Here is a 24,485-nt window from a genome sequence, read left to right on the forward strand (position 1 = left end):
GGAGAGGGGACATGCCCGGATAGGGCACGCCCCCGAGCCCTCAGTAGCTGCGGAGGAAGTCCCCGAGCACCTTGCGTCCGAAGACCAGCGACTCGAGTGGCACGCGCTCGTCGACGCCGTGGAACATCGCAGGGAAGTCGATGCCCTCCGGGAGGCGGAGCGGGGCGAAGCCGTAGCCCTCGATACCGAGCGTCGCGAGCGCCTTGTTGTCGGTTCCGCCCGAGAGGAAGTACGGCACGACGACGGCTTCTGGGTCGTGCCGCTGCAGGGCCGCCGTCGCGGCGTCGACGATCGGCCCCGAGACGGGAGCCTGCGTGCCGATGCCTCGGAACACGGTCTCGATCTCGATGTCGTCGCCGACGATCGCCTGGATCTCCGCGAGGAGCTCGTCCTCGGCTCCGGGGAACGGCCGCGCGTCGATGGCGACGCTCGCCGACTCCGGGATGACGTTGTGCTTGTAGCCTGCGTTCAGCATCGTTGGGTTCGTCGTCGAGCGGAGACTGGCCGTGAGGAACCCAGACGCGCTGCCGGTCGCGAGGACGATGGCGCCCGGCGTGGTCTCCTGCGGGTCGACCTCGAGGAGGCGAGCGAGCTCCGTGATCATCGAGGTGGTCGTGTCGTTGAGGAGCACGGGCCACTCATGGGAGCCGAGCTTCGCGATGGCCTGGGCCAGGCGCGTCACGGCGTTCTCCTCAGCAGGGATGACCCGTGAGCCGTGGGCCGCCCGCCCCTTGGCGTGGAGCCGCAGCCACAGGAGCGCCTTCTCACCCGTCTGCAGCAGGTAGGCGCGCTTGCCGCCGACCGTGATCGAGTAGCCGCCGACCTCGGAGATCGCCTGTGTCGCGCCCTCGAAGAGCTCCGGATGGTCGCGGGCGATGGGCTCGGATCCGAACTGGCCGCCGTTCTCCTCGTCGGCGAAGAACGCGAGAACCAGCTCGCGCTCCGGCAGCTCGCCCGCGCCGAGGATCTCCTCGACGGCGGTCAGGATCATGGCGTCCATGTTCTTCATGTCGACGGCACCGCGCCCCCACAGGAGGCCGTCCTTGATGACGCCGGCGAATGGGTCGACGCTCCAGTTGCCAGCTTCCGCCGGGACGACATCGGTGTGGCCGTGGACGACGAGCGCTGGCTTCTCCGCATTGCGCCCCGGGATGCGGGTGAAGATGCTCGGGCGTCCTGGGGCCGCCTCGATCGTCGTGACGTCCAGACCGAGAGCCTGGAGCCGCGCCTCCAGGTACTGCGCGGCCTCGGTCTCGCCCTTGGAGCGGCCTTCGCCGTAGTTCGTGGTGTCGAGGCGGATGAGGTCCTGGGTCGTCGTGACGGTCGGATCGAGTTCGAGGGAGTCAGCCATGCCCCAACGCTACCGCCGCGGAGTCCCCCAGACACTCTCCGCGACGCGCCCGGGATGCACGCTTTTCGGCCTCGATTAGCGTTTCGCCGGAATCCTGGTAATGTTTCTCCTCGTGCTCAACAGCACAACCTGCGCGGGTGGCGGAAATGGCAGACGCGCTAGCTTGAGGTGCTAGTGCCCGTATTAGGGCGTGGGGGTTCAAGTCCCCCCTCGCGCACAGGTTGAAAGGCCCGGGAGTTTTCTCCCGGGCCTTTCGTGTTCCCCGGCGCTGCTTCCCTGTTGCTTCTCTCGGGTCATCTGCGATTCGCTTCCTGACGCACTGCGTAGTGAGACGGCGCGGAGGGAAACACTCGGCAACGTTGGTTTGCCAGGACACGCTCTGCGGGTGACGCTCGGTGAAGCCCATCCACCGTCATCCCAGGAGTGCACCAGTGCCCGCTGAAACCACGTCGCTCGTGAACCACACGCAGATCGATCAGACCGAGCTCTCCGAGAGCTTCCGCTCGCTGTTCCGCCAGCACCCCTCGGGTGTCGCGGTGCTCACGGCCGAGAGCGAAGCCGGTCCGGTCGCGATGACGATCACGTCGCTCACGTCGGTCAACGCCTCCCCCGCGCTTGTCGCCTTCTCGCTGTCGAAGGCCTCGTCCGCGACGCCCGGAATCCTGGCGTCGTCCAGCGTGCTCGTGCACTTCATCGACGAGGCGTCGCTCGCAGTGGCCCAGGTGGCCGCCACGAGCGGTATCGACCGCTTCGCGGACAGCGACAGCTGGGGCTATCTGCCAAGCGGAGAACCGCACTACAAGGCCGTCACGCGCTGGGCGCGTGGCAGCGTCCGCAGCACGCTCGACGTGGACGGGGCGGTTCTCGTCGTCCTGGACATCGTCGAGGCTAGGGATGGGAGCGCTGGCGCCCCGCTGGAGGACGACGGGGTCGTGTACCGCAACCGCGCATGGCGAAAGCTCGGCGCTCCGCACAGCTGAGAGGGACTCGAGGGGCTGTCGGGTAGTTTGGGGGCGCAGAACTGTGACGAGCGATTGGCGCATGAACTGCCTCCACGCTCCCAGACCGAGAAGGACCTCCTCGAACCATGCCTGGCCTCGCCACGACCCTCTTGAACGCCGCCAGCTCAGGAGGCAGCGCCGTCGATGAGGCGACGGGAGGCATCTTCGGGGTCATCTCCGATTGGGCGATCGAGATCATGGGAACCATCGGAGCTCCCGGCGCCGGCATCGCCGTCGCGCTGGAGAACCTCTTCCCGCCCATCCCGTCCGAGATCATCCTCCCGCTGGCAGGCTTGGCAGCGCACCAGGGCAAGTTCTCCGTGCTCGAGGCGATCATCTGGACCACGGTCGGCTCGGTGGTCGGCGCCTACGCCCTGTACTGGCTCGGTCGCTGGCTCGGACACAACCGCATGGTGTGGCTCGCCCGGAAGATCCCGCTCGTCGACGCGGCCGACGTCGTCAAGACGACCAACTGGTTCAAGAAGCACGGCAAGAAGGCCGTGTTCTTCGGCAGGTTCCTGCCGATCTTCCGGAGCCTGATCTCGATACCGGCCGGCATCGAGCGGATGCCAGCGCTCCAGTTCGGCCTGCTGACGCTCGCGGGCTCCGCGATCTGGAACACCGTGTTCGTCATGGCGGGCTACCTGCTCGGCGACTCCTGGGAGCAGATCCTCATCTACGCTGACGCGCTCAAGTACCTCGTGTACGCCCTCGTGGGAGGCGCGATCATCTGGTTCCTGGTCGTGAAGATCCGCGGGCGGGTGCATCGCGGCGGCCACTCCGCCTGAGGGCGCGCGCGCTCAGGCCCGCTGACGGTTCAGGAGCGCATGCGGCGCCGGAGCACGTCGATACGCGCCTGGATCTGCGACACGGTCGCCTGTCCCACCGCTGGACCTCCGCAGCTGCGTCGCAGCTCCGCGTGCACGATGCCGTGGGGCTCACCCGACTGCTTCGCGTAGACCGAGACGAGGCTGTTGAGCAGCGTGCGCTGCTCCTTCAACGTTCGGTGCAGCGCCTGGGGTGGCGCGGGAGCCGGTGGGCCGGCCTTCACGCGAGACTCCTGGATGCGCCCCTGCTTCGCCTGGCGCTGGGACAGCACCGATCGCACCTGGTCGGCGTCGAGGATGCCGGGCAGCCCGAGGAACTCCAGCTCCTCCTCGCTGCCGACTTCGGCCGCGTAGCCGAAATCGCCGCCGTCGTAGAGGACCTTGTCGAACAGCGCCTCGCTCGAGATCGCCTCGTACGTGAACTTCCCGAGCTCGTCCGAGGTCTTGTCCGGCCGCTCGGCGGCGGCCATCATGTCTTCTTCCGGGGCGCGGGAGTCGTCGGCGTCTGCGAGCCGATCGAGCGCGTGGTTGCGCTCCATCTCCAGCGCATGCGCGAGCTTCGTGAGCTGCGGCACGCTCGGTACGAAGACCGTGGCGGTCTCGCCCTTCTTGCGGGCGCGCACGAAGCGGCCGATGGCCTGTGCGAAGAACATCGGCGTCGACGCGTTGGTTGCGTAGACGCCCACGGCGAGCCGTGGCACGTCGACGCCCTCCGACACCATGCGGACGGCGACCATCCACCGCTCGTCGCTCGCGGAGAACTCGGTGATGCGGTCGGACGCGCCCTTGTCGTCGGAGAGGATGAGCGCGGGCTTGGTTCCCGTGATGGTCTTCAGGATCGCCGCGTAGCCCTTTGCCGCCGCGTGATCGGTGGCGATGACGAGGCCGCCGGCATCCGGCACTTCCTGGCGGACCTCGCTGAGGCGCTGGTCGGCCGCCTGCAGGACCTGTGGGATCCACTGCCCTTCGTGGTCGAGGGCGGTGCGCCACGCCTGGGAGACGATGTCCTTCGTGTTGTCCTCCGCGAGGCCCGCTGACATCTCCTCCCCCTGCGTGTCCCGCCACCGCACGTTGCCGGCGTAGGACATGAAGAGCACTGGGCGCACGACACCGTCCTCGAGCGCACGGCCGTACCCGTAGGAGTAGTCGGTGAGGGACGTGCGGATGCCGTCCTCGTTCGGGGCGTAGGTCACGAACGGGATCGGTGCCGAGTCGGAGCGGAAGGGAGTTCCCGTGAGCGAGAGTCGGCGGTCGGCGTGCCCGAAGGCCTCACGGATCGCGTCTCCCCAGCTCAACGCGTCTCCGCCATGGTGCACCTCGTCGAGGATGACGAGTGTGCGACCGGAGGCCGTCAGGTGGCTGTGCACGCTCGGCTTCATCGCGACCTGCGCGTAGGTCACGGCCACGCCGTGGAACTGACGTGAGTGGATGCCCTGGTTGTTGCCGTAGCGCGGGTCGATGCGCAGGCCCACTCGCGCGGCCGCCTCCGCCCACTGCGTCTTGAGGTGGTCGGTCGGCGCGACGATCGTGATGCGATCGACGGAGCGGCGCTGGAGGAGCTCGGTGGCGAGTCGCAGGGCGAAGGTCGTCTTGCCAGCGCCCGGCGTGGCGGAGGCGAGGAAGTCGCGAGGCTCGGACTCGAAGTAGACATCGAGCGCCTCAGCCTGCCAGGCGCGCAGCCTCCCGGCGGTGCCCCACGGCGCTCGCTGCGGGAAGGACGGGGAGAGATGCTCGGCGGCGAAGGTGCCGACCTGGTGACCGTAGCGGGAGCCGTCGTGGCTGGAGGGATGAGCTTCCTGGACGGCTTCGCGTTCGGTCATGGCTGCGTCGAGTTCCTCTCAGGGCAGTCGCCCGGTCAGCGCCGTGCGGGTGGGTCTTGGATTGGTCCGAGTCGGTGGCTGGCGTGCAGCCGGCGCACGGCTCGCTCGTTCGACGGGTGCAAACCGCCTGCGAGCACGTCGCGCAGCAGTCGCGCGAGCTCATGTCCGGAACGGTAGCCGCTGCCGCCGACAATCCCGAGCGCGTCCTGCGTCGTGGTCGCCGCGGCGGCCACCGCCTCGTACTTCGCCATCGTCAGGCGAGCGAACCAGGCGTCGCCGTGAGGCGCCCCCTCGTCGACATCGCGAGCGATGGACTCAACGAGGGTACGCGCTGCGAGCTGTCGAATGCTCATCCTGGCGATTTCCTCTCGAACCTGCACGTCGTCGGCGAGACGGATCCCGCCCTGCGTCGAGCTCGTCCGGTGCTCGGCGGCCTCGATCGCCAGCTCGAGCGCGCGGTCGCCGATCCCGACGTAGCACGAGGCGACGAGGAGGAGGAAGTTCGAGTGAACGGCGAAGATGTGCGGTTCGCTGCTCGGTCCGACCGGGAGCCGAGCGATGACGCGCTCGGCGGGGATGAGGGCACCATCCAGGGAGGTGGAGCAGCTCTGCGTCGCCCGCATGCCGAGCGTGTCCCAGTCGTCGTGGATGCGCACGCCGGCGTCGCCGCGTCGCAGCACTCCGTGGACGAGGCTCGGCTCGGCTCCGGTGTCGTCGCGGCCGAAGGTCACGAGGCTCGTCCAGACCGGAGAGAGCGAGGTGAAGATCTTCATGCCGTGCAGCCGGTAGCCGCCGTCGGCCTCCGGCTCAGCCCGGACATTCGAGTCGTAGAGGACGGCGTCGTTGCCGATCTCTGAGATGGCGAGCGCGTAGGTCTCCCCCGCGACGATCTCGCGCAGCATCCAGTCGAGGGCGCCATCCCCCGCCTCGTGCCTCGCCCGGGCGATGCCGGCGACCACGTGGTGCATGTTCACGGCGAGGGCAGTCGCTGGAGCCGCGGCGGCGAGACGGGCCTGGCATCGCACGGCCTGCTCGAGGGATGCCCCTGTGCCGCCGAAGTCGCGTGGAACCAGCAGCCGCAGGTAGCCGATCTCGCGGAGCGCCTCGAGGTCGTCGGCGGGGAAGGAGTTCTCCGCGTCGTGGCGGCTCGCGCGCTGATTGAGCACCTCGAGCAGGTCATCGGCCAAAATGGATCTCGGGTCTGAAGCTGGCATGTCCACCACGGTACTCGTCACGGCTTCGACCTCGATGACCACGTCAGCGTCTGCGACGGTCTAGTCTTCAGTTCCGATCGAGGAGAGAAACGGCGAGATGTCAGAACCCGAACTCATACCCTGGAGCCGCTACGTGGCGATCGGCGATTCCTTCACCGAGGGCGTCGGCGACCCGGAGCCGACCGCTCCCGGTGGTCTCCGCGGATGGGCCGATCGTGTGGCAGAGGAACTCGCCGCGCATCGCTCCGACTTCGCCTACGCGAACCTGGCCATCCGCGGCCGACTGCTGGATCAGATCGCGGAGGAGCAGCTCGGGCCGGCGCTCGAGCTGAAGCCCGACCTCGTGACGGTCTCCGCCGGTGGGAACGACATCATCCGTCCCGGAGCCGACCCGGACGCGATCGCCGCCCGGTTCTCGCGCCTCGTCGGCTCGCTGCGTGCCAGCGGTGCCACCGTCGTGGTGTTCACCGGGGTGGACACGAAGTTCGCGCCGGTGTTCTCCTCGATGCGCGGCAAGATCGCCATCTACAACGAGCACATCCGCGGGATCGCCGAGTACCACGACTGCATCGTCGCCGATCAGTGGGCGCTTCGCTCCATCCAGCGCCCCAGCATGTGGGTCAGCGACCGCCTGCACCTCAACGCCTACGGGCACCACGAGGTAGCTCGCATGGTGCTCGCCGCCTTGAACGTCGAGAACGAGCTCGTGGCGATGCAGCCTGCACCGGCCCGCCCCTCCCGGTGGCGCGAGGCCCGCGCGCAGGACATGGTGTGGGCGAGACAGCACCTCGTTCCGTGGGTGCTGCGGCGCCTCAGGAACGAGTCATCGGGTGACAACGTGATCGCGAAGCGTCCGTTCGCCGAGCCCTTCTCCTTCGGCACCGACGTCGACTCCCCTCTCCGATGAACGCGGAAAGCCTGATCCGGTGCGCGCCTTGAGCTCTCTGAGGTGAGCGCGGAGGGCCCTATCCGGTGAGCGCGTAGAGCGCGACGGCACTCGCCGCAGCGACGTTGAGCGAGTCGACGCCGTGGAGCATCGGAATCGTGACGGTCGTCGTCGCAGCGCTGAGGGCCCCGCGACTCAGGCCGTCCCCTTCCGTGCCGAGCAGGATCGCGACGCGCTCAGGCCGGTTCGAGGCGTAGTCGCGGAGCGATACCGCGTCATCGTCGAGGGCGAGCGCTGCGACGTCGAAGCCGGCGTCGGCGAACAGCGTGGCTGCCTCCCGCCACACCGGCAGGCGGGTCCACGGCACCTGGAAGACGGTGCCCATGCTGACGCGCACACTGCGCCGGTAGAGGGGATCGGCGCATTCCTGGGTGACGAGCACCGCGTCGGCCCCGAGACCGGCAGCGGCCCGGAACACCGCGCCGACGTTCGTGTGATCGACGAGATCCTCGAGCACGACGACGGTCTTCGCCGTGGCAAGCAGGTCCGCGGGATCGAGCAGCGGGGGCCGGTGCATCGAGGCCAGGGCTCCCCGGTGCATGCGGAAGCCGGTGAGCTGCTCGAGCTGCTCGCTGGAACCGACGTACACGGGCACGTCGGGGAACGCCTCGAGCAGCGGCTCGACGGTCGGGAGCCACTGCTCCATGAGCAGCAGGGAACGGGGCGTGTGGCCGGCCCGCAGCGCCCGCTCGATGACCTTCGGCGACTCGGCGAGGTACAGGCCCCCTTCCGGCTCGAGGCGACGGCGGAGGGCCACGTCGGTCAGGCGGGAATAGTCGTCGAGTCCAGACTGTTCGAGTGAACGGACGGATGGGGCCGCACGTGGCCAATCGGTCGACTGGAGAGGGGTCAGGCGCATGGAGGCAATCCTGTCAGAAGCGGGCGGTGCCATGGCGGAGCGGTCGCGAGCGGAGGGTCTTGCACGTGCCGCGGATGTGCTGGCGGATCGGGCGTTCGCGGTGCTCACGGGAGCCGGGCTCTCGACGGATTCGGGTATCCCCGACTACCGCGGGGACGGCAAGGCGCCGCGGATCTCGCCCATGACGATCCAGCAGTTCATGTCCGACGAGGCGACGCGCAGGCGCTACTGGGCCGGTGCTGCGCTCGGTGCGGCGCGGTTCTCCGGAGCAGAGCCCAACGCGGGCCACCTGGCACTCGCCGAGCTCGAACGACACGGCGCCGCGACGGGGGTCGCCACGCAGAACGTCGATGGCCTCCACCTCCGCGCAGGCAGCCGCAACGTCGTCGAGCTCCACGGCAGCATGCGCACCGCGAGCTGCACGCAGTGCGGCCACGAGGTCTCACGAGCTTCGCTCCTCGCCGACATCCTCGAGTCCTCCCCCGGCATCGCCGAGCTGGCGGCCGACGCGAGCAGCCGCCCAGACGGTGACGCTGAGGCGAGCGGCGCGGAGATCGAAGAGCTCCCGAGCTGCCCGGTCTGCGGGGGCATCCTGCAACCGGACGTCGTGATGTTCGGTGACGTCGTTCGTTCCGAGGTCGCCGAGCGTGCCCGCAACCTCGTCGACGAGTCCGACGCGCTCCTGGTCGCCGGCACATCGCTCGTCGTCAACACGGGACGCAGGCTCGTGCATCGCGCCGTGGCAGCTGGGAAGCCGGTCGTGCTGTTCAACCGCGGCGGAGCCGCGATCGAGCACCTGGCCTTCGTCTACGTCGACGGAGGCACCTCCGAGTCGCTCGCCGACCTCGCGGCCCGGCTCACGTCGGATTCCTAGGCCGACCCAGACCTCGGGGCCGGCAGAAGCCGTCAGCGCTGTCGCTGCTCTGCCACCTCTTGGCAGGCACTGAGCAGAGAGGCGGCGGATCGCTCCCACGCGTACTCGGCGGCCCTCGCCACGCCAGCAGCTGAGGCGGCGGCCCACGCCTGCGTGCTGCCGTCGAGCTGCCTCGCCTTCGTCGCGAGCAGCGCCGCGTCATCGGCCGGGAAGTACCCGGCTGCGGCTCCCCCGACCTCGCGGAAGATCGGGGTGTCGCTCACGAGAATGGGTGTGCCTGCGGACATGGCTTCCACGAGCGGCAGCCCGAAGCCCTCGCTCTTCGACGCGGTCACGAGGGCGGTGGCGTTGCCGAGGAGCGCGCGGTACTCCTCGTCGCTCACGCCCTGGTGAGCGACGATCGAACCCGCGGGGGCGAGATCCTCGAGCGCCGCCAGGGTGCGCGCATCCGCCCTCGAGCAGAGGTGCAGTCGCCAGCCAGGCAGGTCGCGCATGGCGCGCGCCAGCGTCTCGACGTTCTTGTACGGCATGAAGGAGCCCATGTATACCAGGTTCGGCTCGCTCGGCGGCTCGGACCTCGCAGGCGCGGCGAACGCGGGATCTGGCGCGTTGGGCACGAGCGGGATGGGGCGGCGGGTGAGCTTCTTGGACTCGAGCAGCTTCCGGGTCGTCGCCGAGACCACCGCGACCTGGTCAGCACCGGTGAGGAGGAGCCGCTGAGGCCAGAAGGACAGGTGGTAGACCCGCCACAGCGCGCGCACGTACCAGGGGAGGAACTGCGGGGGCTTCGGGTGCTCGTAGTAGATGAGGTCGTGGATCGTGAGGATGAGCCCGTAGCGCCGCCCGAGCGAGCCCATCGTCTGCATCGGGCTCACGACGACGTCGGGGCGCAGCGCATTGATCTGGCGAGCGACGAACGGCTCCGCTGGCGATGTCGGCGCGCTGATGAGCGCGTGCGGAAGGTCCGGCAGCATTGGCAGCTGTCGTTCGTCGGAGATGAGCATGGTGACCGGGTGCAGTTCGGAGAGCGCACGCACGAGCTCAGCCGAGTACCGCGAGATGCCGTCGTGCCGGTCGATCCGAACGTACCTGCAGTCGAAGAGCAGCTTCACCGGCTGCGCTCCGAGTCGTCGGGTGTGGAGTTCTCGTCGATGAACTCGGAGAGCAGTCGGGCGGCTGCGATCGGCGTCTCGTAGTGCACGAGGTGTCCCGTGCCAGCGATCACGTGCAGCGGCAGCTCGGCGAGCCCTGCGAGTTCGAGCTGGGCTTCGAGCGGCGCGATGTCGTCGAGCGCACCTGCGATGAGCGCCGTAGACGCTGGCAGTTCGTGTGCATGTGCGAGCACCGAGTCGGAGACGGATGCACGGAACGCGGCGAGGAGCGTGTCCCGGTCGGAGAAGTCCGAGAAGTGCCGTTCATGCTCGGCGTGGATCCAAGCTCGGAGCGGCTTGGAGGTGGTCTTGGCCATCACCTCGCTCATGACGCGCGTGATGAGCGGATGCGAGAGCAGCACCCTGCCCGCCGGTTCTGGCAGCTTGGAGCCGAGCCAGTAGTAGAAGATCGCGAGCTTCGTGAGGATCGCCTGCTGGCCTTCCAGGGCGGGCGCGGCGATGGGGTTGACGAGCACGAGGCGTCGATCGCCGATCGCGGCGGGGCGCCGGGAGATCACGAGCGAGCCGAACGAATGGCCGAGGACGATGGCGGTCCCGTTCGGGTCGACCTGCTGGAGGAATGCCTCGAGCCAGGTCGAGTAGTCGTCGAGCGTGTGTCCGCTTCCGAGCGGCTGCGACTCTCCGAAACCCGGCAGATCGGGCGCGAGGAAGCGAACGTCCGGGAGCCGTTCCACGACGGGGAGGAGCCCGTGGTGGGTGCCGCGGAAGCCGTGGACCAGTACGACCGACGCGCGGGCGTCGCCGGCCGCTGGGCCGATCTCCCACCAGGCGCATTCGGAGCCCAGGATACGCGCTGTGCGGGCGAGCGACGGGGACTCGGGAGTGGCTGCAAGAGCGGAGGAAGGCATCGTGCAAGAGTGTACCGAGCAGGGCGGGAAGCCGTGCTCAGGCGCTCCCGTGCGATGCGCGGTGGAAGTGCCTGGAAGAGGACGCCGAGGCGGGATGAGGAAGCAATGACCGAGTGGACGAAGCGGATCGCGGTGTTCGATCTCGAGACGACCGGCATCGACGTCGAGAACGACCGGATCGTGACGGCGTTCGTCGGGCTCATCGACGGGGATGGCACGATCGAGCGCGGCACGGATTGGCTGGCGGACCCGGGCGTCCCCATCCCCGAGCGCGCGGCGGCCGTGCACGGCATCACCACGGAGATCGCCCAGTCCGAGGGGCGGCCGGCAGGCGAGGTCGTCGGGGAGCTTCGGGCCGCGCTCGACTGGATCGCCCGGCACCGTGTTCCGCTGGTCATCTACAACGCGCCGTACGACCTCACCCTGTTCGCTCGGGAATGCGCGCGGCACGGCCTGGAGCAGGTCGTCTTCGCCGAGCAGGTCGTCGACCCGCTCGTCATCGACCGGGCGCTCGACAAGTACCGCAAGGGCAAGCGCACGCTCACAGACACCGCCCTCTTCTATGGCGTGGAACTGATCGACGCGCACTCCGCGGGTGACGACGCCGTCGCTGCGGGCCAGCTTGCGCTCGCGCTGGCGGCCAAGTATCCCGCGGAACTCGGCCTGCCGCTCCAGGAGCTGCATACGAAGCAGGTCACGTGGGCGGCAGACCAGGCCAGGGACTTCGAGGCGTACATGCGCGCCAATCGAGACCCGGACTTCACCGCCGACGGCGCTTGGCCGGTACGCAGCGCTCCCTGACCGGCGGTGGGCCTCGGTGAGGCTCCCAGCAGACGCACGAAAGGGCGGCACCGAAACGGTGCCGCCCTTTCGTGGAGCAATGAACTACTTGCTGCCGCCGCCGAACTTGGCGTAGCGGTTCTTGAACTTCTCAACACGACCTGCGGAGTCCATGATGCGCTGCTTGCCCGTGTAGAACGGGTGCGATGCGCTGGAGATCTCGACGTCGATGACTGGGTACGTGTTGCCGTCTTCCCATTCGATCGTCTTGGCGCTCGAGACCGTGGAACGGGTGAGGAACTTCTCCCCCGATGCGAGGTCGTTGAACACCACCGTGTTGTAGGTGGGGTGGACGTCAGCCTTCATAAGGGTTCCTTCAACGAGTTTGGTGAGCAGAATCGGACCACGGGTCCTGAGCCAAAGGACAACTTTAGCAGATAGGAGCCCGTGGGTGTCAGTTCGACGCGCGGGCGGCGTACCGGCCCTGGGCGTTGGTGACGTGGAGGGGAAGCCCGAAGGTCGTCTCGAGGTTCGAGCTCGTGAGCACATCGGCGATCGGGCCAGCGGCGACGACCTTGCCCTCGCGGAGCAGGAGCACGTGGGTGATGCCCACGGGGATCTCCTCGACGTGGTGCGTGACCATGACGATCGCGGGCGCGAACTCGTTCTGCGCGAAGCTCGAGAGCGCAACGAGGAGATTCTCACGAGCTCCGAGATCGAGGGACGCGCTCGGCTCGTCAAGGAGGAGCAGCTCGGGGTCGGTCATGATCGCCCGCGCGATGAGCGTTCGCTTCTGCTCGCCGTCGCTGAGGGTGCCGAAGTCGCGCTCAGCGAACTCACCGAGGTTCCATTCCTCGAGGACACGCTGCGCGCGGCGCTCGTCGATCTCCTCGTAGGCCTCGTTCCAGCGGCCCGTGACCGCGTAGGAGGCCGTCAGCGCGACATCGATGACTCGCTCGTCGTCGGGGATGCGCCTCGCCATCGCGCTCGACGCAACGCCGATGCGAGGGCGAAGGTCGAAGACGTTGGTCCGGCCGAGGCGCTCTCCGAGCACGTCGACCTCTCCCGACGTGGGGTGCTGCGTCGCCGAGGCGAGCGAGAGGAGCGTCGACTTGCCGGCGCCGTTCGGGCCGAGCACCGCCCAGCGCTGCGTCTCATCGACGGACCAGGTGACATGGTCGAGGATCGGACGACCGTTGCGAACGACCGTAGCGTCGTTAAATTCGAGAACCGTTGCCATATGCCCCAGCCTAGACGCGGCTCGCGCGCTGGCTTCGGCGGCGCACCGCGTCAGCCAACGAGCTGCTCGTAGATGGAGATCGTCTCGTCGCTGATGCGGCGCCAGGTGAACTCGCGCTCCGCGCGCTCGCGCCCCGCCTTGCCGTAGCGAGCGGCCGTCTCGGGGTCGCTGACGACCTCGGTGAGCACTCGCGCGAGGTCGGCGACGAACTTGTCGGGGTCGAGCGGGGTTCCCGTGCCGTCGGTTGCCTGCTCGATCGGCACGAGGCGTCCGGTCACCCCGTCGTCGACGACCTCGGGGATGCCGCCGGTCGCCGTGCCGACCACGGCCGTGCCGCAGGCCATGGCCTCGAGGTTCACGATGCCGAGCGGCTCGTAGATCGAGGGGCACGCGAAGACCGTCGATGCCGAGAGCGCGGTCATGATCTCGCGCTTGCTGAGGTGGCGCGCGAGCCAGAGGACGCCATCACGCTCGGTCTGCAGCTGCTCGACGAGACCTGCGACCTCCGCCTCGATCTCGGGGGTGTCGGGGGCGCCGGCGCACAGGATGACCTGCACCTCAGGTGGCAGCTCGCGCACAGCGCGCAGGAAGTACGGGAGACCCTTCTGCCGAGTGATGCGGCCGACGAAGACGACAGCGGGGCGGTCGGGGTCGATGCCGAGGGCACGTGCTGCCTCGGGGTCCTCGACGCGCTGCCAGGTCTCGAGGTCGATGCCGTTGTAGACGACCTCGACCTTCTCCGGGTCGAGGTTCGGGTAGGCGCGGAGGATGTCGGCGCGCATCCCGTGGCTCACGGCGATGATGCGGTCGGCATGCTCGTAGGAGACCTGCTCGATCCAGCTGGAGAGGCGGTAGCCGCCTCCGAGCTGCTCTGCCTTCCAGGGGCGCAGCGGCTCGAGGCTGTGCGCCGTGATGACGTGCGGGATGCCGTGCAGCAGCTTCGCGACGTGGCCCGCGGCGTTCGCGTACCACGTGTGCGAGTGCACGAGGTCGGCACCCCCGATGTCGTTCGCGATCTCGAGGTCGGTGCCGAGGAAGCCGAGAGCCGGGTTCGCGGAGCGGAGGGCAGGGGGCGTGTTGTACGCATAGGTCTGCTGCTCGTCGCGCGCCTCTCCGAAGCAGCGGACGTTGACGTCGATGTCGCGTCTCATCGCCTTGACGAGCTCGGTGACGTGGACTCCAGCCCCGCCGTAGACGGCCGGTGGATACTCGCGTGTTACCAGATCAACTCTCACGGGCTCCACGGTAGTACAGCGGGGCTGGGAACCCCTAAGCTCGAGTCATGTCACAGGCAAAGGTGTTCGGCATCGTTCTCGCTGGTGGTGAGGGGAAGCGGCTCATGCCGCTCACCGCAGACCGGGCAAAGCCCGCTGTGCCCTTCGCAGGCCAGTATCGACTCATCGACTTCGCGCTTTCGAACCTGGTGAATTCCGGGCTCCACAAGATCGTCGTCCTGACGCAGTACAAGTCCCACTCTCTCGACCGGCACGTGTCGCACACGTGGCGTCTCCCCGCGATGCTCAACTCCTACGTCGCCTCCGTGCCAGCGCAGCAGCGACTCGGCAAGCGGTGGTTCTCCGGATCGGCAGATGCCATCCGGCAGAGCCTGAACCTCATCAACGACGAGTCCCCGGACATCGTGGTCGTCGTCGGCGCGGACCACGTCTACCGCATGGACTTCTCCCAGATGATCGAGGCGCACATCGCCTCCGGGCGCAGCGCGACGGTCGCCGCGATCCGCCAGCCGATCTCGCTCTCGGACCAGTTCGGCGTGATCGACGTCGACCCGGACGACCGGACCCTGATCCGCGAGTTCCTCGAGAAGCCGGAAGACGCTCAGGGACTGCCGGACAGCCCGGGCGAGATCCTCGCCTCGATGGGGAACTACGTCTTCACGGCCGACAAGCTGGTCGAAGCCGTCATCCGCGACTCGACGCTCGAGGACTCCAAGCACGACATGGGTGGAGACATCATCCCGAGCTTCGTCGATCAGGGCGACTGCGGGGTCTACGATCTCAAGGACAACATTGTCCCAGGGTCGACGGAACGCGATCGCGACTACTGGCGCGACGTCGGAACGATCGACTCGTTCTACGACGCTCACATGGACCTCATCTCCACGCTGCCGATCTTCAACCTCTACAACGAGAAGTGGCCGATCTTCGCGCAGCAGCTGAACTCTCCCCCGGCCAAGTTCGTGCGGGACAGTCGTGGATCCACGGGCACGATGATCGACTCGATCATCTCGCTCGGCTCGGTCATCTCCGGGGCGCACATCGAGCGGAGCGTGCTCGGCCCATGGGACAACGTCGAATCCGGGGCCGCAGTCGTCGACTCCATCCTCTTCGACCGAGTCAACGTGCAGGCTGGTGCTGTCGTGCGTCGCGCGATCCTGGACAAGAACGTTATCGTCAAGGAGGGCGCCTCAGTCGGCGTCGACCGCGAGCACGACCTCCGGCGCGGCTTCACGGTCACCGACTCTGGCCTCACGGTCGTGGAGAAGTTCGGGATCGTCGAGCCGTGACCTCGGGCACGTCCCCCCGGTCCCCCTTCCTCGTCGTCCTCGACGTCGACTCGACCCTCATCGAAGACGAGGTCATCGAGCTGATCGCCGACTACGCCGGGGTCACCGCTGAGGTCGCCAGGGTCACCGAGCGAGCGATGGCGGGTGAGCTGAACTTCGAGGAGAGCCTGCGCCATCGCGTTGCGCTCCTCGAGGGCGTCTCCTCGACGGATGTCGCCTCGGTGGTGGATCGGGTCGTCGTCACGAACGGCGTCCCAGAGCTCATCGACGGCGTGCACGCGGCCGGCGGGTCCATCGCGGCCGTGTCGGGAGGCTTCCACGAGATCCTCGATGAGCTCGCCGAGCGGCTCGGGCTCGACCGCTGGCGCGCGAACCGCTTCGAGGTCGTCGACGGCAAGCTCACAGGCAGGGTCTCCGGGCCCATCATCGGGAGCGAGGCGAAGCGCGAGACGCTGCTCGAGTGGGCTCACGAGCTCGGCATCGACCCGTCCCGCACGGTCGCGATCGGCGACGGCGCCAACGATCTCGGCATGATGTCGGTGGCCGGCCTGTCGATCGCGTTCGACGCGAAGCCGGTTGTCCGGGAGCAGGCGCACGTCAGCCTCCCCGATCGCGACATGCGGCAGGTGCTCGCAGCCCTTGGCCTCGAGGGCTGACGACCGAACTGGGTGACAACCGAGTGCAGAGGCCTCCGAGTGCAGAGGCCTCCGAGCACGAGCGGGCCGAGCGGATTCGAATCCGCTCGGCCCGCTCTGCGCGTGGGTCTCTCTGTGTCAGGACGACGGCGTGCTGCTAGTGCCCCATGCCGAGGCCGCCATCGACCGGGATGACGGCGCCTGAGATGTACCCGGCGTCATCGCTCGCGAGCCAGGCGGCGGTCTTGGCGATCTCGTCGACGCTTCCGTAGCGGGCCGCCGGGATCTGAGACAGGTATTCCTTCTTGGTCTCCTCGGGAAGCACCGCCGTCATCTCGGTCTCGATGAACCCCGGGGCGATGACGTTCGCGGTGATGCCCCGCGAGCCGAGCTCGCGGGTGAGGGAGCGGGCCATGCCGACGAGGCCGGCCTTCGCGGACGAGTAGTTGATCTGTCCGGGCGAGCCGAACAGCCCGACGACGCTCGAGATGAAGACGACCCGGCCGAAGCGAGCCTTGAGCATCCCCTTCGAGGAGCGCTTGAGGACGCGGAAGACGCCGGTCAGGTTCGTGTCGATGACCTGCTGGAAGTCGTCCTCCGACATGCGGAGCAAGAGGTTGTCCTTCGTGATGCCGGCGTTCGCGATGAGCACCTCGACGGCCCCGAGCTGCTCCTCCACAGCCTTGAAGGCCGCGTCGACGCTCGCAGCGTCGGTGACGTCCGCCCGAACGGTGAGAGCGCCCTCAGGGCCGCCCTCCCCCGAGCGCGAGGTCACCGCGACGCGGTGGCCCAGGCTGACGAAGTGTGCGGCGATGGCGTAGCCGATGCCGCGGTTTCCTCCCGTGACGAGGACGGTTCTTTGGGTCATGCTGCTCCCTTTGAGACGGTTCGCTCCAGTCTAGGGGCGAGGAGTAAGCTGAGCAGATCGCCGAGAGGAGCACCTGCCACCGTGCGATCACACACCACGAACGTCACCTCCATGGGCGACAGCGAGTACGACGAGCGCGCCGCCCGCATGAGGAAGTACACCATCATGATGCTCATCAGGGTGGCCTGCTTCGTCGCGCTCATCTGGGTGCGCGGACCGTGGATGTTCGTCTTCGCGGCCGGAGCGATCTTCCTCCCCTATTTCGCCGTCGTCATCGCGAACGCTGCCACGCAGCGGCGCACGCGGAAGGTGGAACGGCCGAGCTTCCTGCAGCGACGGGGCAAGCCGGATGCGTGAGGGATTCGACCTGCTCGGCGCACTCCAGAGCGGCGGGCTCGATGCCGCGGAAGCCGAGCCGCGATGCTCGCGGGCTGGGTGCGGCTCCGACGCGACGACCCGGATCGTGTGGCGGAATCCGCGTATCCACGACGAGGCGCGTCGCAAGATCTGGCTCGCCTGCGACGAGCACGCCGGCTACCTCGCAGACTTCCTCCGCCAGCGTGACTTCCCTGTGACGGCCACGGCCATCTCGACCGGGCGCCTCGACGACGATGTGGACGGGCGCGCGTGAGCGGCGAGCGTCGCTGGCGCTTCGCCTTCTCGAAGCGCTGGCTCGGCTACCTCGGCCTGCTGATCGTCTTCGCGATCGCCTGCGGCTTCCTGAGCCATTGGCAGTTCGAGCGGCGCGACGAGCGGGTCTCCGAGAACGCGCGGATCACCGGCAACTTCGACCGGGAGCCGGTTCCCATCGAGACCGAGCTCCCGGCGCTCGACGATTTCTCGATCGATCAGGAGTGGACTCCCGTGCTCCTGCAGGGCCGGTACCTCACCGACGAGCAGCTGCTCGCGAGGTCGCGGCCGCACAACGGGCTGCCGGGATTCGAGATCCTCACGCCGTTCGAGACCGACGACGGGCGGGTGTTCATCGTCAACCGCGGCTGGATTCCGACGGGTGATGCACAGGACTCCCCAGACCACATCCCCGCTGCCCCCGAGGGCGAGGCGACGATCGTCGCTCGCCTCAAGCCCGGCGAACCCGAGATCCCCGGACGGACAGCGCCTGCTGGACAGATCGCCACCATCCACCTGCCGCAGTTCGCCGACGAGCTCGGCACCGACCGCGTCTACACGGGCGCGTACGGGCTCCTCTCGGCGGAGCGGCCCAGCGCGGAGACGGGGGCGCTGACGACGAAGCCCGCGCTGAGCGAGGGCAACCACCTCTCATACGCGTTCCAGTGGATCATCTTCGCCATCATCGCGCTCCTCGGACTCATCTTCGGCCTGCGGGCCGAGTACCGCGACCGCAACCCTGACGACCCGAAGGTGCGTGAGGCCATCTCGCGCGAGCGCGAGCGCGCTGGACGACGCCGCAAGACCGACGCCGAGATCGAGGACGAGATCCTCGATCGCGCCGGCGGCTGATCGCCGAAGCATCCGCAGACACGAAGAGCGCATGCCCCCAGCCGGGCGCATGCGCTCTTCTTTGCAGCGAGTGGCCCTGCTGCTGCGGCACCCCGCCTAGTTCATCGTGATGAGGTCGAAGTAGTCGGGCGTCCAGTGGTCTTCCACACCATCCGGCATGATGAGCACGCGCTCGGGGTTGAGCGCCTCGACGGCCCCCTCATCGTGGCTGACCAGCACGACTGAGCCTTCGTAGTGCGCGAGCGCGTCGAGGATCTGCTCGCGGCTGAGCGGGTCGAGGTTGTTCGTGGGCTCGTCGAGCAGGAGCACGTTGGCGCTCGAGACGACCAGCATCGCAAGAGCGAGGCGGGTCTTCTCACCGCCGGAGAGCACACCGGCCGGCTTGTGCACGTCGTCGCCGGAGAACAGGAACGAGCCGAGCACCTTGCGTGCCTCGGTCTCGGTGAGGTGGCTGGAAACGCTGACCATGTTCTGCAGCACGCTGCGCGCGACGTCGAGGGTCTCGTGCTCCTGCGCGTAGTAGCCGATCTTGAGGCCGTGGCCGGGCTCGAGCGCTCCGGTGTCGGGCTCGTCGACGCCGGCGAGCATGCGCAGCAGCGTCGTCTTGCCTGCACCGTTGAGGCCGAGGATGACAACACGCGATCCGCGGTCGATCGCGAGGTCGACCGCGGTGAAGATCTCGAGCGAGCCGTACGACTTCGAGAGGTTGGATGCGCGGAGCGGCGTCTTGCCACAGGCCGCGGGTGTCGGGAAGCGCAGCTTCGCGACGCGATCCGCGACCCGGACCTCCTCGAGACCCGACAGCATCTTCTCGGCGCGCCTCGCCATCTGATGCGCCGCTGTCGCCTTCGTCGCCTTGGCGCCGAACTTCGCGGCCTGCTGCTGCAGGACGGAGGCCTTCTTCTCGATGTTCGCGCGCTCCTTCTTGCGGCGCTCCTGGTCGGCCTCGCGCTGGCGGAGGTAGTGCTTCCAGCCCATGTTGTAGACGTCGATGACCTGGCGGTTCGCGTCGAGGTAGAACACCCGGTTGACGGTGTCCCCCACGAGCTCCACGTCGTGGGAGATCACGATGAGTCCGCCCGCGTACCCCTTGAGGAACTCGCGCAGCCAGATGACGGAGTCGATGTCGAGGTGGTTCGTGGGCTCATCGAGCAGCATGGTCTCGGCACCAGAGAAGAGGATGCGGGCGAGCTCGATGCGTCGGCGCTGTCCTCCGGAGAGCGTCTGCAGCTCCTGGTCGAGGATCCGGTCAGGCAGCTTGAGGTTGCTGGCGATGGCCGCCGCCTCGGCTTCTGCGGCGTAGCCACCGAGCGCCAGGAAGCGGTCGTCGAGGCGCGAGTACTTCTTCATTGCGGACTCCTGCTCGGCAGGGGTGCCCTCAGCCATCGCCATGGTCGCCTCGTCGATGCCGAGACGCAGCTCGCCGAGCCCACGGGCGTCCAGGATGCGGGTACGGGCCGTCTGCGTGGGGTCGCCGCTTCGCGGGTCCTGCGGCAGGTAGCCGATCTCGCCGCGGCGCTCGATCCGACCGGCGGTCGGGAGCGTGTCGCCGGCGAGGATCTTCGTCAGGGTCGTCTTGCCCGCGCCGTTGCGGCCGACGAGGCCGATCTTGTCGCCAGCGGCAACACGAAAGTCGACTCCCGACATGAGGGTGCGGGCACCCATGGTGATTTCGAGGTCATGTACGGCGAGCAAGAAGTGATTCCATTCGGTGAAGTGCGAGCGTTCGGGGTAAGTCGTGTGGTCTGTCGGGAAACGGTGCGGGGCCAGGTCGCGGCGTGAACCGAGCCTGGCCCCATAGCCGACAACCTGCCCAGTCTAGACGAGGCGCGAAAGAGCCCCGCCGGGGCGGGGCTCTTCACTGCGGGACCGAGCTAGATGTTGAACCCGAGCGCGCGCATCATGTCGCGGCCGTCGTCCGTGATCTTCTCAGGACCCCACGGCGGCATCCAGACCCAGTTGATGACGAAGCGCTCGACAGCCCCCTCGAGTGCCTCGGCGGTCTCGGACTCGATGACGTCGGTCAGCGGGCAGCCCGCTGAGGTGAGCGTCATCGAGATCACGAGCGCGTCGGAGTCGTCGTCCCAGTTCAGGTCGTAGATGAGCCCGAGGTCGACGATGTTGACGCCGAGCTCCGGGTCAACGACCTCCTTGAGCGCTTCCTCGATCTCGTCGTAGCGTGTCGCTTCGAGTGTCGTCAGTGCCATGGCGAGATCCTACGCCTCGACCTGCTGAGCGAGGTAGCGGTCGTAGCCCTCGTTCTCCAGGCGATCGGCGAGCTCGGGTCCGCCCTGGTCGGCGACCTTGCCCGCGACGAAGACGTGCACGAAGTCAGGCTTGATGTAGCGCAGGATGCGCGTGTAGTGCGTGATGAGCAGCACACCGAGGCCGGTGTTCTCCTTGACGCGGTTGACACCCTCCGACACGATGCGGAGCGCGTCCACGTCGAGGCCAGAGTCGGTCTCGTCGAGCACGGCGAACTTGGGCTTGAGGAGCTCGAGCTGGAGGATCTCGTTGCGCTTCTTCTCTCCACCGGAGAAGCCCTCGTTGACGTTGCGCTCGGAGAACACCGGGTCCATGCGGAGCGCCGCCATGGAGGCCTTGACCTCCTTCAGCCATGGGCGCAGGGGCGGAGCCTCGCCGGCGACCGCGGTCTTGGCGGTACGCAGGAAGTTCGCAACCGTCACGCCGGGGATCTCCACCGGGTACTGCATCGCGAGGAAGAGGCCAGCCTTGGCGCGCTCGTCGACGGACATCTCGAGGACATCCTCGCCGTCGAGCGTGATCGAGCCGCTGGTCACCTGGTACTTGGGGTGGCCCGCGATCGTGTAGGCGAGGGTCGACTTGCCGGAGCCGTTCGGCCCCATGATGGCGTGGATCTCGCCCTTGTTGATCGTCAGGTCGACACCGCGGAGGATTTCCTTGGTGCCCTGGTCGGTCTCGACCGTGACGTGGAGGTCGGATATCTGCAGCGTGGACATGTGCTAGCTCTTCTCCTCGAAGATTGGAGTGGGGTCGATGTAGATGTCGCCCGCTTGCACCTGGATGCGGTACACGGGCACTGGTTCGTAGGCGGGGAGGGTGCGTGGCCAGCCGGTCCTGAGCGAGAACTGGGAGCCGTGCGCCCAGCACTCGATCGAGTCATCCTCCACGAAGCCCTCGGCGAGCGAGATGTCTCCGTGCGAGCACCGGTCGCCGAGAGCGAAGAGCTCACCGGCCGAGTCCCGGACCAGGCAGATGGCCTGGCCCTCGATCTCGAAGCGCTGCGGCGACTCGACCTTCACGTCATCTGCCGCGCAGAGACGCACCGAGGTCATCGCTCGGCGACGAGCAGGGGGCTTGCGCCCTCATTGAGCTCGCGTTCGAGCGCATCCCGCAGGTGGGTGGCGATCTCCTCGTTGCCGATCTGCTGGACGATCTCGTTGAGGAAGCCGTGGACCACGAGGCGGCGGCTCATGGCTTCGGAGACGCCACGGCTCATCAGGTAGAAGAGCTGCTCGTCGTCGAAGCGTCCGGTTGCCGAAGCGTGGCCTGCGCCCTCGATGTCGCCCGTCTCGATCTCGAGGTTCGGGACCGAGTCGGCGCGTGTGCCCTCGGAGAGGACGAGGTTGCGGTTCTGCTCGTAGGAGTCGGTGCCGGGTGCGTTCCGGCGGATGAGGACATCTCCGATCCACACGGCACGCGCGCCTTCGCCCTGCAGTGCGCCCTTGTAGTTGACGCGGCTGCGCGTGTGCGGCGCGTTGTGGTCGACGAACACCTGGTGCTCGAGGTGCTGGCCCGCGTCCGAGTAGTAGAGGCCGTACAGTTCGCCGTCAGCGCCCTGCGCGTTGAGCTGCAGCGTCGGGTTGAGGCGGACGATGCCGCCGCCGAGCGAGACCACGATGTGCTTGATGAAGGCGTCGCGCCCGACCGACAGGAAGTGCGTCGAGAGGTGCTGCGCCGAGTCCTCCCACTCCTGCATGGAGACGATCGTGACGTTCGCCCCGTCTCCGACGAGGATCTCCACGTTCTCCGCGACCGTCGCCGCGCCGGTGTGGCGCAGGATGATGAGGCCCCTGGCGTGCGGCTTGACATCGATCACGACGTGGGCCGCGACGGCGGCGCCGCCGAAGCCCTTGCGGTCCAGGACGAACTGCTTGTCGTCTTCACCGGAGACCTCGACGAGCAGCGCCTCCTCGAAGTTCGACCAGGCGTTCGCCGAAGCACGGTCCTCCGGCTTGCCCGCGGATCCGATCCGCGCATCCGAGCGAGGGATCCAGCTGACTTCGACGCCCTCGGTCTCCGAGAACTCGAGCTCGGAACGGGAGCCCGTGAGCTCGCCGTTGATGAGGCCATCGAGCTTCGCGACGGGGGTGTACTTCCACTCGATCTCGCGACCGCTCAGCGGCGCGAAGTCGGCGAAGTCGAAGGAGGTGAACCGCTCCGACCTCGTCTGCACCGGTACCTCGGACCCAGGCCCGTGGCTGTGCTTGTTGAGACCGAGCGGGTTGATCTGCTCGCTCGTCACCTGCGTCGTCATCTAGCCGACCGATCCTTCCATGCTCATCTCGATGAGCTTGTTGAGTTCCAGCGCGTACTCCATCGGCAGCTCGCGCGCGATGGGCTCGATGAAGCCGCGCACGATCATGGCCATCGCCTCGGTCTCGGGGAGGCCGCGGCTCATGAGGTAGAACAGCTGCTCCTCGGACACCTTCGTGACCGTCGCCTCGTGGCCGAGCTGCACGTCGTCGACGCGGATGTCGATCGCTGGGTACGTGTCGGAGCGCGATTGCGTGTCGACGAGCAGCGCGTCGCAGACGACGCTGTTCGAGGAATGGTGCGCCTTCGCATCGATGCGCACCTCGCCGCGGTAGCCGGCTCGACCCCCGCCCCTCGCGATGGACTTCGACGTGATCGACGACTGCGTGTACGGCGCCATGTGGATCATCTTCGCGCCGGCATCCTGGTGCTGGCCAGGGCCTGCGAACGCGACGGACATGGTCTCGCCCTTGGCGTGCTCGCCGACGAGGTAGATCGACGGGTACTTCATCGTGACCTTGGACCCGATGTTGCCGTCGACCCACTCCATGGTGGCGCCCTCTTCAGCGATCGCGCGCTTCGTGACGAGGTTGTAGACGTTGTTCGACCAGTTCTGGATGGTCGTGTAGCGAACTCGCGCGTTCTTCTTGACGATGATCTCGACGACCGCGGAGTGCAGCGAGTCCGACTTGTAGATCGGAGCCGTGCAGCCCTCGATGTAGTGCACGTAGCTGCCCTCGTCGGCGATGATGAGCGTCCGCTCGAACTGGCCCATGTTCTCCGTGTTGATGCGGAAGTAGGCCTGCAGCGGGATCTCGACGTGGACGCCCTTGGGGACGTACACGAAGGAGCCACCCGACCACACGGCGGTGTTGAGCGCGGCGAACTTGTTGTCGCCAGAGGGGATCACGGTGCCGAAGTACTCCTCGAAGAACTCCGGGTGCTCGCGAAGCGCCGTGTCGGTGTCCATGAAGATGACACCCTGCTTCTCGAGTTCCTCGTTGATCTGGTGGTACACGACCTCGGACTCGTACTGTGCGGCGACGCCCGCGACGAGGCGCTGGCGCTCTGCGTCCGGGATGCCGAGCTTCTCGTACGTGTTCTTGATGTCGTCCGGGAGGTCCTCCCAGGTCTGGGCCTGCTTCTCCGTCGAGCGCACGAAGTACTTGATGTTGTCGAAGTCGATGCCGGAGAGGTCAGCTCCCCAGTTCGGCATCGGCTTGCGCTCGAACATCTTGTAGCCCTTGAGACGCGTCTTCAGCATCCATTCGGGTTCGTCTTTCAATCGCGAGATGTCGGCGACGACGGCATCGCTGATGCCTCGCTTCGCGGACGATCCCGCAACATCGGAGTCGGACCAGCCGAACTCGTAGCGGCCGAGGCCCTCGAGTTCTGGGCGATCGATCAGGACATCTGACATGTCTGCCTCGTCTCTCTCATCTCTGAAGTCGTTCTCCACACGCGGCTGCTTCTGGGGCCTGTCGCCGTCGATCGTCTCGCATGTGGGGTCTTCGGCCGGTGGGCCC

26 protein-coding genes and 1 tRNA gene are annotated in these 24,485 nt (G+C 67.6%); 11 read left to right on the forward strand and 16 right to left on the reverse strand.

Annotated features, from left to right (window positions below; all coding sequences use genetic code 11):
- Positions 1–40: 40 nt before the first annotated feature.
- Positions 41–1,351 carry a M20/M25/M40 family metallo-hydrolase gene (locus C5E10_RS07970; protein WP_104331181.1) on the reverse strand — a complete coding sequence of 437 codons (1,311 nt, stop codon included), beginning with the start codon at positions 1,349–1,351 and terminating at the stop codon, positions 41–43.
- Positions 1,352–1,482: 131 nt separating this feature from the next.
- Between C5E10_RS07970 and C5E10_RS07975 the strand changes: the two genes are divergently transcribed.
- The 3 genes from C5E10_RS07975 (at position 1,483) to C5E10_RS07985 (ending at position 3,140) form a co-directional block, all read left to right on the forward strand.
- Positions 1,483–1,568: transfer RNA gene (locus tag C5E10_RS07975), tRNA-Leu, on the forward strand.
- Positions 1,569–1,782: 214 nt separating this feature from the next.
- Positions 1,783–2,331: a flavin reductase family protein gene (locus C5E10_RS07980; RefSeq protein ID WP_181062689.1), complete on the forward strand. Its 549-nt coding sequence runs from the start codon at positions 1,783–1,785 to the stop codon at positions 2,329–2,331.
- A gap of 107 nt (positions 2,332–2,438) precedes the next feature.
- A complete protein-coding gene (locus C5E10_RS07985; protein WP_104331183.1) occupies positions 2,439–3,140 on the forward strand; it encodes a DedA family protein in 702 nt (233 codons plus the stop codon).
- 29 nt (positions 3,141–3,169) lie between these two features.
- Here C5E10_RS07985 and C5E10_RS07990 read toward each other — a convergent pair whose 3' ends face one another.
- Both C5E10_RS07990 and C5E10_RS07995 read right to left on the reverse strand, forming a co-directional pair.
- A complete protein-coding gene (locus tag C5E10_RS07990) occupies positions 3,170–4,999 on the reverse strand; it encodes a DEAD/DEAH box helicase (protein WP_104331184.1) in 1,830 nt (609 codons plus the stop codon).
- A 35-nt stretch (positions 5,000–5,034) separates the two neighbouring features.
- Positions 5,035–6,213, reverse strand: a complete 1,179-nt coding sequence (locus C5E10_RS07995; RefSeq protein ID WP_104331382.1) for an acyl-CoA dehydrogenase family protein — start codon at positions 6,211–6,213, stop codon at positions 5,035–5,037.
- A gap of 97 nt (positions 6,214–6,310) precedes the next feature.
- Here C5E10_RS07995 and C5E10_RS08000 point away from each other — a divergent pair, with 97 nt between their 5' ends.
- Positions 6,311–7,120 carry an SGNH/GDSL hydrolase family protein gene (locus C5E10_RS08000; RefSeq protein ID WP_104331185.1) on the forward strand — a complete coding sequence of 270 codons (810 nt, stop codon included), beginning with the start codon at positions 6,311–6,313 and terminating at the stop codon, positions 7,118–7,120.
- 58 nt (positions 7,121–7,178) lie between these two features.
- Here the strand turns inward: C5E10_RS08000 and C5E10_RS08005 are convergent, their stop codons facing one another.
- Complete coding sequence (locus C5E10_RS08005) at positions 7,179–8,018, reverse strand: RNA methyltransferase (protein WP_104331186.1); 840 nt, start codon at positions 8,016–8,018, stop codon at positions 7,179–7,181.
- On the opposite strand from C5E10_RS08005, the gene C5E10_RS08010 reads away from it, so the two are divergent.
- Positions 8,017–8,892, forward strand: a complete 876-nt coding sequence (locus tag C5E10_RS08010) for a Sir2 family NAD-dependent protein deacetylase (RefSeq protein WP_258071041.1) — start codon at positions 8,017–8,019, stop codon at positions 8,890–8,892. The genes C5E10_RS08005 and C5E10_RS08010 overlap by 2 nt on opposite strands.
- A gap of 32 nt (positions 8,893–8,924) precedes the next feature.
- Here C5E10_RS08010 and C5E10_RS08015 read toward each other — a convergent pair whose 3' ends face one another.
- Positions 8,925–10,004 carry a glycosyltransferase family 1 protein gene (locus tag C5E10_RS08015; RefSeq protein ID WP_104331187.1) on the reverse strand — a complete coding sequence of 360 codons (1,080 nt, stop codon included), beginning with the start codon at positions 10,002–10,004 and terminating at the stop codon, positions 8,925–8,927.
- A complete protein-coding gene (locus C5E10_RS08020; RefSeq protein ID WP_104331188.1) occupies positions 10,001–10,912 on the reverse strand; it encodes an alpha/beta fold hydrolase in 912 nt (303 codons plus the stop codon). The genes C5E10_RS08015 and C5E10_RS08020 overlap by 4 nt, the downstream gene beginning before the upstream one ends.
- 105 nt (positions 10,913–11,017) lie before the next feature.
- Here C5E10_RS08020 and C5E10_RS08025 point away from each other — a divergent pair, with 105 nt between their 5' ends.
- Positions 11,018–11,713: an exonuclease domain-containing protein gene (locus C5E10_RS08025; RefSeq protein ID WP_104331189.1), complete on the forward strand. Its 696-nt coding sequence runs from the start codon at positions 11,018–11,020 to the stop codon at positions 11,711–11,713.
- Between the two features lie 84 nt (positions 11,714–11,797).
- On the opposite strand, the gene C5E10_RS08030 is transcribed toward C5E10_RS08025, so the two are convergent.
- The 3 genes from C5E10_RS08030 to glgA all read right to left on the reverse strand — a co-directional run bounded on the left by C5E10_RS08030 (position 11,798) and on the right by glgA (position 14,167).
- Complete coding sequence (locus tag C5E10_RS08030; protein WP_068481959.1) at positions 11,798–12,058, reverse strand: type B 50S ribosomal protein L31; 261 nt, start codon at positions 12,056–12,058, stop codon at positions 11,798–11,800.
- A gap of 88 nt (positions 12,059–12,146) precedes the next feature.
- The gene (locus C5E10_RS08035; protein WP_104331190.1) at positions 12,147–12,932 is read right to left on the reverse strand and encodes an ABC transporter ATP-binding protein; all 786 of its coding nucleotides are present in this window, start codon (positions 12,930–12,932) and stop codon (positions 12,147–12,149) included.
- 50 nt (positions 12,933–12,982) lie between these two features.
- Positions 12,983–14,167, reverse strand: a complete 1,185-nt coding sequence (glgA, locus tag C5E10_RS08040) for a glycogen synthase (RefSeq protein ID WP_104331384.1) — start codon at positions 14,165–14,167, stop codon at positions 12,983–12,985.
- Positions 14,168–14,214: 47 nt separating this feature from the next.
- On the opposite strand from glgA, the gene C5E10_RS08045 reads away from it, so the two are divergent.
- Complete coding sequence (locus C5E10_RS08045) at positions 14,215–15,456, forward strand: glucose-1-phosphate adenylyltransferase (protein WP_104241200.1); 1,242 nt, start codon at positions 14,215–14,217, stop codon at positions 15,454–15,456.
- Entirely contained in the window at positions 15,453–16,112 is a 660-nt protein-coding gene (serB, locus tag C5E10_RS08050; RefSeq protein WP_104331191.1) for a phosphoserine phosphatase SerB, read from the forward strand. The genes C5E10_RS08045 and serB overlap by 4 nt, the downstream gene beginning before the upstream one ends.
- 136 nt (positions 16,113–16,248) lie before the next feature.
- Here the strand turns inward: serB and C5E10_RS08055 are convergent, their stop codons facing one another.
- Positions 16,249–16,959, reverse strand: a complete 711-nt coding sequence (locus C5E10_RS08055) for a beta-ketoacyl-ACP reductase (protein WP_104306605.1) — start codon at positions 16,957–16,959, stop codon at positions 16,249–16,251.
- An 81-nt stretch (positions 16,960–17,040) separates the two neighbouring features.
- Between C5E10_RS08055 and C5E10_RS08060 the strand changes: the two genes are divergently transcribed.
- Genes C5E10_RS08060 through C5E10_RS08070 form a run of 3 tightly spaced genes read left to right on the forward strand, consistent with a single transcriptional unit; the run spans position 17,041 to position 18,441 of the window.
- On the forward strand, positions 17,041–17,316 hold the full coding sequence (locus C5E10_RS08060) for a DUF3099 domain-containing protein (RefSeq protein ID WP_146080201.1): 276 nt from the start codon (positions 17,041–17,043) through the stop codon (positions 17,314–17,316).
- On the forward strand, positions 17,309–17,590 hold the full coding sequence (locus C5E10_RS08065) for an acetone carboxylase (protein WP_258071043.1): 282 nt from the start codon (positions 17,309–17,311) through the stop codon (positions 17,588–17,590). Before C5E10_RS08060 ends, C5E10_RS08065 begins: the two co-directional genes overlap by 8 nt.
- Positions 17,587–18,441, forward strand: a complete 855-nt coding sequence (locus tag C5E10_RS08070; protein ID WP_104331192.1) for an SURF1 family protein — start codon at positions 17,587–17,589, stop codon at positions 18,439–18,441. The genes C5E10_RS08065 and C5E10_RS08070 overlap by 4 nt, the downstream gene beginning before the upstream one ends.
- 96 nt (positions 18,442–18,537) lie before the next feature.
- On the opposite strand, the gene C5E10_RS08075 is transcribed toward C5E10_RS08070, so the two are convergent.
- From C5E10_RS08075 to sufB, 6 genes are all read right to left on the reverse strand, one after another.
- Positions 18,538–20,136: an ABC-F family ATP-binding cassette domain-containing protein gene (locus C5E10_RS08075; RefSeq protein ID WP_104241205.1), complete on the reverse strand. Its 1,599-nt coding sequence runs from the start codon at positions 20,134–20,136 to the stop codon at positions 18,538–18,540.
- A gap of 179 nt (positions 20,137–20,315) precedes the next feature.
- A complete protein-coding gene (locus tag C5E10_RS08080) occupies positions 20,316–20,648 on the reverse strand; it encodes a metal-sulfur cluster assembly factor (RefSeq protein WP_104241206.1) in 333 nt (110 codons plus the stop codon).
- A 9-nt stretch (positions 20,649–20,657) separates the two neighbouring features.
- Entirely contained in the window at positions 20,658–21,422 is a 765-nt protein-coding gene (gene sufC / locus C5E10_RS08085; RefSeq protein ID WP_104331193.1) for a Fe-S cluster assembly ATPase SufC, read from the reverse strand.
- 3 nt (positions 21,423–21,425) lie between these two features.
- Positions 21,426–21,758, reverse strand: a complete 333-nt coding sequence (locus tag C5E10_RS08090) for a non-heme iron oxygenase ferredoxin subunit (protein ID WP_104241207.1) — start codon at positions 21,756–21,758, stop codon at positions 21,426–21,428.
- On the reverse strand, positions 21,755–22,960 hold the full coding sequence (sufD, locus tag C5E10_RS08095; RefSeq protein ID WP_104331194.1) for a Fe-S cluster assembly protein SufD: 1,206 nt from the start codon (positions 22,958–22,960) through the stop codon (positions 21,755–21,757). Before sufD ends, C5E10_RS08090 begins: the two co-directional genes overlap by 4 nt.
- Positions 22,961–24,379, reverse strand: coding sequence for a Fe-S cluster assembly protein SufB (sufB, locus tag C5E10_RS08100; protein WP_104331386.1), 1,419 nt, complete (start codon positions 24,377–24,379; stop codon positions 22,961–22,963).
- Positions 24,380–24,485 lie beyond the last annotated feature (106 nt).

This window comes from Pseudoclavibacter sp. RFBG4 (assembly GCF_002931515.1).
Lineage (GTDB): Bacteria > Actinomycetota > Actinomycetes > Actinomycetales > Microbacteriaceae > Pseudoclavibacter.

Coding starts and splice junctions, on each gene's coding strand:
- C5E10_RS08080 (WP_104241206.1), bottom strand. CDS start 20,648: ATGGCACTGACGACACTCGAAGCGACACGCTACGACGAGATCGAGGAA.
- C5E10_RS08005 (WP_104331186.1), bottom strand. CDS start 8,018: ATGCGCCTGACCCCTCTCCAGTCGACCGATTGGCCACGTGCGGCCCCA.
- C5E10_RS08030 (WP_068481959.1), bottom strand. CDS start 12,058: ATGAAGGCTGACGTCCACCCCACCTACAACACGGTGGTGTTCAACGAC.
- C5E10_RS08035 (WP_104331190.1), bottom strand. CDS start 12,932: ATGGCAACGGTTCTCGAATTTAACGACGCTACGGTCGTTCGCAACGGT.
- C5E10_RS07970 (WP_104331181.1), bottom strand. CDS start 1,351: ATGGCTGACTCCCTCGAACTCGATCCGACCGTCACGACGACCCAGGAC.
- C5E10_RS08045 (WP_104241200.1), top strand. CDS start 14,215: ATGTCACAGGCAAAGGTGTTCGGCATCGTTCTCGCTGGTGGTGAGGGG.
- C5E10_RS08000 (WP_104331185.1), top strand. CDS start 6,311: ATGTCAGAACCCGAACTCATACCCTGGAGCCGCTACGTGGCGATCGGC.
- C5E10_RS07985 (WP_104331183.1), top strand. CDS start 2,439: ATGCCTGGCCTCGCCACGACCCTCTTGAACGCCGCCAGCTCAGGAGGC.
- C5E10_RS08065 (WP_258071043.1), top strand. CDS start 17,309: ATGCGTGAGGGATTCGACCTGCTCGGCGCACTCCAGAGCGGCGGGCTC.
- sufB (WP_104331386.1), bottom strand. CDS start 24,379: ATGTCAGATGTCCTGATCGATCGCCCAGAACTCGAGGGCCTCGGCCGC.
- sufC (WP_104331193.1), bottom strand. CDS start 21,422: ATGTCCACGCTGCAGATATCCGACCTCCACGTCACGGTCGAGACCGAC.
- C5E10_RS08090 (WP_104241207.1), bottom strand. CDS start 21,758: ATGACCTCGGTGCGTCTCTGCGCGGCAGATGACGTGAAGGTCGAGTCG.
- C5E10_RS08025 (WP_104331189.1), top strand. CDS start 11,018: ATGACCGAGTGGACGAAGCGGATCGCGGTGTTCGATCTCGAGACGACC.
- C5E10_RS08020 (WP_104331188.1), bottom strand. CDS start 10,912: ATGCCTTCCTCCGCTCTTGCAGCCACTCCCGAGTCCCCGTCGCTCGCC.
- C5E10_RS08055 (WP_104306605.1), bottom strand. CDS start 16,959: ATGACCCAAAGAACCGTCCTCGTCACGGGAGGAAACCGCGGCATCGGC.
- C5E10_RS08010 (WP_258071041.1), top strand. CDS start 8,017: ATGGAGGCAATCCTGTCAGAAGCGGGCGGTGCCATGGCGGAGCGGTCG.
- sufD (WP_104331194.1), bottom strand. CDS start 22,960: ATGACGACGCAGGTGACGAGCGAGCAGATCAACCCGCTCGGTCTCAAC.
- C5E10_RS07995 (WP_104331382.1), bottom strand. CDS start 6,213: ATGCCAGCTTCAGACCCGAGATCCATTTTGGCCGATGACCTGCTCGAG.
- C5E10_RS07990 (WP_104331184.1), bottom strand. CDS start 4,999: ATGACCGAACGCGAAGCCGTCCAGGAAGCTCATCCCTCCAGCCACGAC.